We start from the raw sequence: 8,392 nt of genomic DNA on the forward strand, positions 1-8,392 counted from the left end.
GGGGCCCGGGCGCGGCCGCCCGGGCGGCGGGGGGGCGCACCCCGCTGCGCGCCGGGGGCGCATCCCGGTTTTTTACGCCGCAGCGCCCATCTGCATGAACAGCGATAAGGCGAGCGACGTGATCCTCGGCGACGCCGCCCGCGCCCGCACCCGGCCCGGGCACGCCGCCTCCCACGCCAGACGGCCAGGAGCCAGCGAAGGAGCATCGCGATGAGCAAGCAACGGCGCGGCACACGCAGTCCCACGTCGACGGGCTACCGTACGTCGCTACCCTGGCGGATCGTCACCGGCCTCGCCCGATACGCCGACCGCCGCTTCGGCTGGGACGGACTGCCGGTCGTCGCGGGCTTGTTGACGCTGCTCGGGCTGCGCGTCGGGCTGCGGCAGAAGAACCTGCACGACACCGGCGTCCTGCCCGCTGTCGATCTGCCCGAACCCGCGCCCCCGTCCGCGAGCCACAGGATCAACCGGACCGCCGACGGCAGCCACAACGACCTCGGTGAACCGCGCATGGGCATGGCCGGCACCCGCTTCGGCCGGAACATCCCGCTGGAGGCGATCGTCCCGGCCACGGAGGCGGACGTACTGTCCAGGCCGAACCCCCGCCAGGTCAGCCGCGAGCTGCTCACCCGCGACGAACTGGTCCCGGCCGAATCGGTCAACTCCCTGGTCGCCGCCTGGCTGCAGTTCATGATCCGTGACTGGTTCAGTCACGGCACCGGCCCCGTCGACCGGCCCTGGGAAGTCCCGCTCATGGACGACGATCCCTGGCCCGAACACCCCATGAAGATCATGCGGACCCCGGACGACCCGACCCGTGACCCGCTGGCGCCCGCCGGCACGCCGGACACCCGGGTGAACGTCTCCTCCCACTGGTGGGACGCGTCCCAGATCTACGGGAAGAACGAGGCCGAGCAGCGCCGGATGCGCACCGGACAGCAGGGCGGGCTGCGCCTGTGGGACGACGAGAAGTCACCGATTCCCGCGGACCCCGCCCAGGACCCGTCGCAGGTTCCCGGCTTCTGGCTGGGCCTCGCGATGATGCACGACCTGTTCACCCGGGAGCACAACGCCATCTGCGACCACCTGCACACCGCGTATCCCTCCTGGGGCGACGAGGAGCTGTTCCAGCGCGCCCGGCTCGTCAACGCCGCGCTCCTCGCCAAGATCCACACCGTGGAGTGGACACCCGCCGTGATCAGCCACCCGACCACCGTCAAGGCCCTGCGCGCCAACTGGTGGGGCATCGCCGGGGAACGTGCGCACAGCCTCTTCGGCCGGATCAGCGACAGCGAGGTCGTCAGCGGCATCCCCGGCGGCGAGACGGACCACTACGGCGTCCCGTACTCCCTCACCGAGGAGTTCGTCGCCGTCTACCGCATGCATCCGCTGATCCGGGACGACTGGCACCTGCGCTCCGCCGCCGACGACGCGTCCCTGCGCCGCTGCACCCTCCGCGACATCTCGGGCCCCGGAGCGCTGAAGTTCCTGGAGACCACGCAGATGGCCGATCTGCTCTACAGCTTCGGCACGCTCCACCCCGGACTGGTCACCCTGCACAACTTCCCCAAGTTCCTGCAGGAGTTCGAGCGCCCGGACGGACATCTCCAGGACCTCGCCGCCACCGACATCCTGCGCTCCCGGGAACTGGGCGTGCCCCGCTACAACGAGTTCCGGCGGCTGTTGGGGCTGAGGCCCGCGAAGAACTTCCTGGAGCTGACGGAGAACCGGTCGTGGGCCGAGCAGATCGAGTGGCTCTACGACGGTGACATCGAGAAGGTCGACCTGATGGTCGGGCTGTACGCGGAGAAGCTGCCGGCCGGGTTCGCCTTCAGCGACACGGCGTTCCGCATCTTCATCCTGATGGCCTCGCGCCGGCTCAACAGCGACCGGTTCTTCACCGAGTACTACACCCCCGAGGTGTACTCCAGGGCCGGCATGGCCTGGATCGACGACAACAGCATGATCACCGTGCTGCTGCGCCACCACCCCGAGCTTCGTACGGCCCTCGCGGGGCTGACGAACGCCTTCGTGCCGTGGCGCGTCGCCGGGCGGACACAACCCTGACCCGGAAGCGCGGTGGCCCCCTCGTGGGCGGGTGAACGGTCCGGGCACACTACCCGGTGGGCCGAGCGGGTGACGATCGGGCACACGCGCGAGTCCCCCCGCCGCGCGCACGAGGGCCCGTTAGGCTGGCGCCGCCCCGCTGGTCCCGATCTTCCCGGAGGGCAGGACGGAACGGATCAATCGCGAGCGCCTCCTCAGAACGCTGACGTTCTGGCTGCGTCCCGCATTCGCGTTGCGCGTCGTCAACCGGTTCCAGAAGATCGTGGGCTTCGACCGCTCGATGGCTCTGGCGTCCAGCGCGCTGACGGCGCTGATCCCTCTGATGGTCGTCATCGGTGCCGTCCTCGGCGCCTTTCTGCACGACGAGGACATCGCCCAGCGCATCATCAGCCGGTACGGTCTCAACGGGGAGGGCGCCAAAGCGGTCGAGGCCCTCTTCACACCCACCGGAGGCACGAGCACGAGCGTGGGCGTGTTCGGAGTTCTGTTCCTGACCATCTCCGCGCTCAGTTTCGAACGCGCCGCCCAGCGGCTGTTCGAGCAGAACTGGGAGCTCAAACCGCTCAGTGTGCGCAACACCCGCAACGGCCTGTGGTGGATCCTCTGCCTGGGCGTGTACCTGACTGTCGGCGGGTGGCTGTACTCGGTCCTGGGACAGAGCAAGCTCGCACTGGTGCCCACGATGTGCGACGTGCCGGTGACGGCCGTCTTCCTCCTGTGGAGCGGCAGGCTCCTGTCCGCGAGCCGCATCGGCTTGAAGGACCTGCTTCCGTTCGCGGTGACCGCGTCCGTGCTGGCCGGGGTCTACTCGGTGGGCGCGACCGTCTACCTGCCGCGCCTGTTCAACTCCTACGCCTCGCGGTACGGCTCGGTCGGCGCCGTCTTCGCGATGATCTCGGGTCTCTTCGGCGCCATGCTCGTCATCGTCGGGTCGGCGGCGCTCGGCCGGGAGGTACGGGACGAACTCGTCCGGATCAGCCGGGGACAACGCCCGTCGGAGCGGGAGGTCCGCCGCCAGTGGGACAACGTGGTCGAGCAGACGCGCTCACGGTGGCGGACCGCCCGGGAACAGATCTCGCACCGACGGACCAAGGAAGAAGAGGAATGAGCGGGGCCTAGGGGCGCAGGTCGTCGAACGTGATGTGCAGATGGCGCGGGCCGCGCAGCACGGCGTTCGGGCGGTAGGGCGGCGGGTCCTCCACCAGACGGGGGTTGTCGAGGCGGCGGACGAGTTCGGAGAGCGCGATCTGCGCCTCAAGTCGGGCCAGCGGTGCGCCGAAGCAGCTGTGGATGCCGCTGCCGAAGCCGAGGTGCTGGATGTTCTCGCGGTCCGGGTCGAAGCGGTCGGGGTCGTGGAAGCGCTCCGGGTCCCTGTTGCCCGACGCGAGCACGAGCCAGATCCGCGACCCCTTGGGGATGGTCACCCCGCGCACCTCGATGTCGGTGATGCAGGTGCGCTGCGGCAGGAGCTGCACCGGGGGCTCGTAGCGCAGGAGCTCCTCGACGATCTTCACGGACAGGCCCGGGTCGTCACGCAGCCGCTGGAGGTACTCCGGATGGCGCAGCAGGGTGAGCATGCCGTTGGTGATCAGGTTGACCGTCGTCTCATGTCCGGCGATGAGCAGCAGCACCGCGGTGCTGAGCACCTCCATCGTGGTCATGGCGCCGTCCGGGCCATGGCTGTTCACCAGGTCGGACAGCATGTCCTCGCGCGGCTCCCTGGCGCGCTCCTCCACCAGACCGTTCAGGTACATGCCGAGCTGCAGCCGTGCCTCCTGCGCGGTCTTCATGGACTCGGCGCTCGTGCGGGTGTCCGGGTCCAGGCCGGCGACGATCGGGTCCACCCAGGAGCGGAAGCGGGGCTCGTCCTCCCGCGGCACGCCGAGCAGCCGGCAGATCACGGTCACCGGGAAGGGATACGCGAACTGGTCGACCACGTCGATCTGCCGTGCGTCACCGAATCCGTCGATCAGGCCGGTGACGATCTCGGCGAGTTCGCCGCGCATGGAGTCGATGCGGCGGGGCCGGTGCGGCGGTCCGAAGGAGCTGTTGGCCATGCGCCGCAACCGGTCGTGCTCCGGCGGGTCGAGCCGGATGAAGCTCGGCGGGAGCCCTGTCGCCTCCGGGCCGGACAGTTCGTCCTCGCCCGGGGCGGTGACGTTGCTCGCGTCGGAGCTGATCCGCGGGTCGTGGAGCAGGCCCTCGATGTCCCAGTACGAGCTGATGACGTACGGGCCGCCCTCCTCCTCCTGCAGCACCGGGGTTTTGCGGAGCTCCTCGTACAGCGGATACGGGTTGGCGCGGTTCGCGTAGTCGGTGATCTGGCGCAGGAGCGAGGCGTGCGTCATGCGGGGTCCTTGGGGCGTGAAGGTCCGTGGGGGGAAGACGGGGCCCGGCCCCGGTCAGTGGGCCGGGGTGAAGACCAGCTGCCGGTCGGTCGGCGAGTAGCCGCTCAGGGTCACGGTGGGGCCGTGGGTCGGCAGGGACGGGTCGGGGAAGTCGGCCGCGACCGGCTGGCGGCCCTCGGGACGGCGGTCCACCGTCGGGTACTCCAACGGGAACGGGGCGCCGGCCTCGATCTGCCGCTGGTAGAACTCCAGCCAGCGCGCGTTGTCGAAGCTGACGGCCGCGATGACCCTGCCCTGGTAGCCGTAGACGCCGACGAAGCGGCGTTCGGCGAGGGAACCCTGCGCGATCACGATCTGGTCGCCCATGGGCGGGACGCCGACGGACTTGATGTTCACGCCGAACTGCGACGACCAGAACGCGGGCACCCACAGGTGCGGACGACGGTCGCTGGCCGGGTTGATCATGTTGTGCGCGGCGACCTCGGCCTGCGCGAGGGCGTTGCCCCAGTGTTCCAGGGAGAGGAACTGGTAGCCGAACAGCGCGTGCGGGGACCGGGCGACGTCGCCCGCGACGAAGATGTCGTCGGTGACGATGCCGCGGAAGTCGAAGGCACGGCAGCCCGCGTCACAGGCGATGCCCCGCGGGCCCGCGCCGAGACCCGAGCCGGTCAGCCACTCGGTGTTGCGCATCGAGCCGAGTGAGACGACGACCACGTCCGTCTCGACGACGCTCCCGTCGGACAGATGGGCGGCCTTCACCCGGCCCACCGAGTCGCCCTCCAGGCCGGTGACCATGACTCCGGTGCGCAGGTCGACACCGTTCTCGTGGTACAGCTCCGCGGAAACCGAGCCGATCACCCCACCGAGGGCTCCCACCAGGGGGGCGTCGGCGCGTTCCGCCACCGTGACCGCCAGGCCCATCTCCCGGCAGGCCGAGGCGACCTCCGACCCGGCGAACCCGGCACCGATGATGAGGACACGGCGCGGCCCGGCCTTCAGACGCCGGTAGAGGGCGGCCGCGTCGCCCCGGGTCCGCAGCAGGAAGACGCCGTCCAGCTGCGCCTCCGAATCCTTCGGCCAGGGCCGGGCGCGCACTCCGGTCGTGATCAGCAGGCGGTCGTACTCGACCTCGTCCCCGTCGGCCAGCCGCACCCGCTTCGCGGCCATGTCGAGAGCGGTCGCCGCGACGCCGAGGCGCCACTTCGCGTCGATCTCGCGGCGCCGGGGCAGCTCGGTGTGCTGCGCGTCCGCCTTGCCCAGCAGGACCGACTTGGACAGCGGCGGCCGGTCGTACGGCTCGTAGGGCTCGTCACCGATCATGGTGAGCGAGCCGGCGAAGCCCTCGGCACGCAGCGTCTCGGCGGCGCGCAGACCCGCGAGCGAAGCGCCCACTACGACGATCCGGCCCTCGCGCCTGAGCCAGTCGAGATAGTCAGCGGCCATCGGACGACTCCCCGGCGGATCCGGCGGCCGCGACGGCCGTACCGTCCAGCCCGTCGGCGGTGATCGCCTGTACCGGGCAGGCGGCGACGGCACGGGCCAGTCTCTCGCGCTGTTCCTCACGGACCCGTGGGTCGTAGACCAGGGCCTCCTCGCCGTGCATGGCGAACACGTCCGGCGCGAGGAACGCGCACTGTGCGTATCCCTGGCACTTGTTGAGATCGACGACAAGCCTCATCGACGCTCCGCCCTTCCGGCGGCCAGGTCCCTCGGCGCTCCGCCCGCTCGGCGGGCTGTCCCCTCGGGACGGCGGTCATCTCCCGCCCTTCAGCATGGAGCGCGGCGCGCGATCACGCTTGCCGGGCCCCGCCGGTCGAGTGAGGGCCGTGTCACGGCGCCGCCGCGGCCCCCGCCCGTGCCCGGCGGCCGCTCGCGGCGAGGATGTACACGCTCAGCACCAGCGACCATGCCGGGAACACCAGCTCCGACCAGGGAACTCCCGGTGCGACGAAGAGCAGGGTCACGGTGGAGAGGAAGCCCAGCAGCGTGAGCCAGCGGGGCAGGACTCCCATCCGGTGCCCGATCACCGACAGCGAGCAGACGAAGACGGCCGCCATCCGCATCGAATATCCGATCATCAGCGTGTAGGCGAAATGGCGGCCGAAGTCCCAGGCGGGCAGTCCCGGAGCGCTGCCGGGAGGATGGGCGACGGCCAGGACGGCTCCGGCCGCCGCGGCCGCCGCGAACATCGTGGCGGTGAAGACCACCCCGCTGGCGAGGAAGACGGTGGCGAGGAACTTGTCCTCGGCGTCCCCGACATGGGTTCGCACGACGCCGATGAACCACAGGAAGGAGATGCCGGCGAACGGCACGAGCGCGAGTGCGGCCCGCACCGCGCTGCGTCGCGTGGAGTCGGTGAACCCCTGTGCGGTGACCTCGCCGGCTCCCTGGGGAAGCCCCAGCCGGATCAGGACGACGGCCGCCGCGAGCAGCAGGGCGAAGATGATCCCCGCCAGTCCGGCGGCCCGCGGGGTCTGCAGTGCCCGCCCTCTCGGCCCCGATCCCTGCATGCGCGGCTCACTTCCTCTCCGGCGGTCCAGGGCACCAGCAAGCCGCCTCCCCGGCGACGCCGCCACCGGGGGACGGCCGAACGGCACAGCGTCACCCTGCGCCGCCTGTCGGCACGGCGTCCGGCCGCGCAGGGCCGGCCGGCGTGTACAGCAACTCGCCGACGGCGGCTGGGGCATCGGGGGCGGTGTCCTGGCCCTGGCCCTGGCCATGCTCCGGCAACCGCCGGAGCAGTGAGGCATCGGCCCCGTCCTCCGTACTGGACACCCGCTCTCCCCGCCTGGGAAGCTGCGTCATGGAGACCGAGCCGCTCAGCCTGTCCACACCCCGGCCCGTCCGGCGGCCGACGCTCGTCCAGGGCTGGCACGAGCTGTCCTTCCTGCACTGGCCGGTGGAGCCGGAGCGGGTGTCGGCGCTGCTGCCGGCCGGCACCGTCCCCGACACCCTCGACGGGGTGACCTACGTCGGCCTGGTCCCTTTCCTGATGCGTGGCGCGGGCCTGGGGCCGGGGCCGGGCGTGCCGTACCTGGGCACGTTCTGCGAGACGAACGTACGTCTGTACTCGGTGGACGAGCACGGCCGGCGCGGTGTCGTGTTCCGGTCCCTGGACGCGTCCCGGCTGATACCGGCGTTCATGGGCCGGCTCGGTGTCCGGCTGCCGTACACCTGGTCCACCATGCGCCTGCGCCGTGAGGGCGACGTGATCACGTACAGCTGCCGCCGGCGCACGGGAGCCCGGACCGCGCGGAGCCGGGCCGTCGTGCGGGGGGGGGGGGGGGGTGGCGCGGCCCCCCCCCCCCCCCCCCCCCCGGCTGGAGCGGTTCCTGACCGCGCGCTGGGGTCTGCACGTGTCGTGGCACGGCCGCACCGTGCACCTGCCCAACGAGCACGAGCCGTGGCCGCTGCACCGGGCGGATCTGCTGCACCTCGACGACGGCCTGGTCGCGGCCGCCGGCCTCCCGCCGATGACGAGCCCCCCGGTGAGCGTGCTCTACTCACCCGGTGTCTCCGTCCGGTTCGGAATCCCCGCCGTGCTCCCTCCCCGGCGGGCGTGGCGGCGCCCGGTCAGCTCAGGACCTTCGCCTTCGCCCGCCGGAACTCCTCCTCCGTGATGTCGCCCCTGGCGCGGATCTCGGACAGCTTGGCCAGCTGGTCGACGCTGCTGGGTGAGGACTCCGTGCCGGCGGTCTGCCGGATGTAGCTGTCGAGCTCCTCCTTCTGCGCACGCGCGTCGGCGAGTTCGCGGGCACCCATGCCCCTGCCCCGCGCGATGACGTAGACGAAGACGCCCAGGAAGGGCAGCAGGATGACGAAGGCGAGCCAGCCTGCCTTGGCCCAGCCGCTGAGCTTGTCGTCACGGAAGACATCGAGGATGATCTTGAAGAGCAGGACGAACCACATGATCCACAGGAAGAACCAGAGCATCGTCCAGAAGGCGCTCAGCAGCGGATAGTCGTACGCGAGGTAGG

At 71.0% G+C, this 8,392-nt stretch carries 7 protein-coding genes and 1 pseudogene; 3 read left to right on the forward strand and 5 right to left on the reverse strand.

What is annotated here, in order from left to right; all coding sequences use genetic code 11:
• The first annotated feature begins 210 nt into the window (after positions 1-210).
• Positions 211-2,067, forward strand: a complete 1,857-nt coding sequence (locus tag ACFW2E_RS20775) for a peroxidase family protein (RefSeq protein WP_384468448.1) — start codon at positions 211-213, stop codon at positions 2,065-2,067.
• Between the two features lie 232 nt (positions 2,068-2,299).
• Positions 2,300-3,175 (forward strand): YhjD/YihY/BrkB family envelope integrity protein, encoded by an 876-nt coding sequence (locus tag ACFW2E_RS20780; protein ID WP_384468449.1) that lies wholly within the window; start codon positions 2,300-2,302, stop codon positions 3,173-3,175.
• 7 nt (positions 3,176-3,182) lie between these two features.
• On the opposite strand, the gene ACFW2E_RS20785 is transcribed toward ACFW2E_RS20780, so the two are convergent.
• From ACFW2E_RS20785 to ACFW2E_RS20800, 4 genes are all read right to left on the reverse strand, one after another.
• Positions 3,183-4,415 (reverse strand): cytochrome P450, encoded by a 1,233-nt coding sequence (locus ACFW2E_RS20785; RefSeq protein ID WP_384468451.1) that lies wholly within the window; start codon positions 4,413-4,415, stop codon positions 3,183-3,185.
• A gap of 54 nt (positions 4,416-4,469) precedes the next feature.
• Positions 4,470-5,858, reverse strand: a complete 1,389-nt coding sequence (locus tag ACFW2E_RS20790; RefSeq protein ID WP_384468453.1) for an NAD(P)/FAD-dependent oxidoreductase — start codon at positions 5,856-5,858, stop codon at positions 4,470-4,472.
• Entirely contained in the window at positions 5,848-6,093 is a 246-nt protein-coding gene (locus ACFW2E_RS20795; protein ID WP_384468455.1) for a ferredoxin, read from the reverse strand. The genes ACFW2E_RS20790 and ACFW2E_RS20795 overlap by 11 nt, the downstream gene beginning before the upstream one ends.
• A gap of 151 nt (positions 6,094-6,244) precedes the next feature.
• Positions 6,245-6,925 (reverse strand): hypothetical protein, encoded by a 681-nt coding sequence (locus ACFW2E_RS20800; protein WP_384468457.1) that lies wholly within the window; start codon positions 6,923-6,925, stop codon positions 6,245-6,247.
• Between the two features lie 293 nt (positions 6,926-7,218).
• On the opposite strand from ACFW2E_RS20800, the pseudogene ACFW2E_RS20805 reads away from it, so the two are divergent.
• Positions 7,219-8,035: pseudogene (locus tag ACFW2E_RS20805) on the forward strand (YqjF family protein).
• Here the strand turns inward: ACFW2E_RS20805 and ACFW2E_RS20810 are convergent.
• Positions 7,989-8,392: SHOCT domain-containing protein (locus ACFW2E_RS20810; protein ID WP_384468459.1), on the reverse strand; the 404-nt coding region annotated here is incomplete at its 5' end. The pseudogene ACFW2E_RS20805 and the gene ACFW2E_RS20810 sit on opposite strands and share 47 nt — an antisense overlap.

The sequence above is a fragment of the Streptomyces sp. NPDC058964 genome (assembly GCF_042741275.1).
Lineage (GTDB): Bacteria > Actinomycetota > Actinomycetes > Streptomycetales > Streptomycetaceae > Streptomyces.

Bases quoted from the DNA above. Each gene is read 5' to 3' on its own strand.
- ACFW2E_RS20775 (WP_384468448.1), top strand. From the start codon at position 211: ATGAGCAAGCAACGGCGCGGCACACGCAGTCCCACGTCGACGGGCTAC.
- ACFW2E_RS20800 (WP_384468457.1), bottom strand. From the start codon at position 6,925: ATGCAGGGATCGGGGCCGAGAGGGCGGGCACTGCAGACCCCGCGGGCC.
- ACFW2E_RS20785 (WP_384468451.1), bottom strand. From the start codon at position 4,415: ATGACGCACGCCTCGCTCCTGCGCCAGATCACCGACTACGCGAACCGC.
- ACFW2E_RS20795 (WP_384468455.1), bottom strand. From the start codon at position 6,093: ATGAGGCTTGTCGTCGATCTCAACAAGTGCCAGGGATACGCACAGTGC.
- ACFW2E_RS20790 (WP_384468453.1), bottom strand. From the start codon at position 5,858: ATGGCCGCTGACTATCTCGACTGGCTCAGGCGCGAGGGCCGGATCGTC.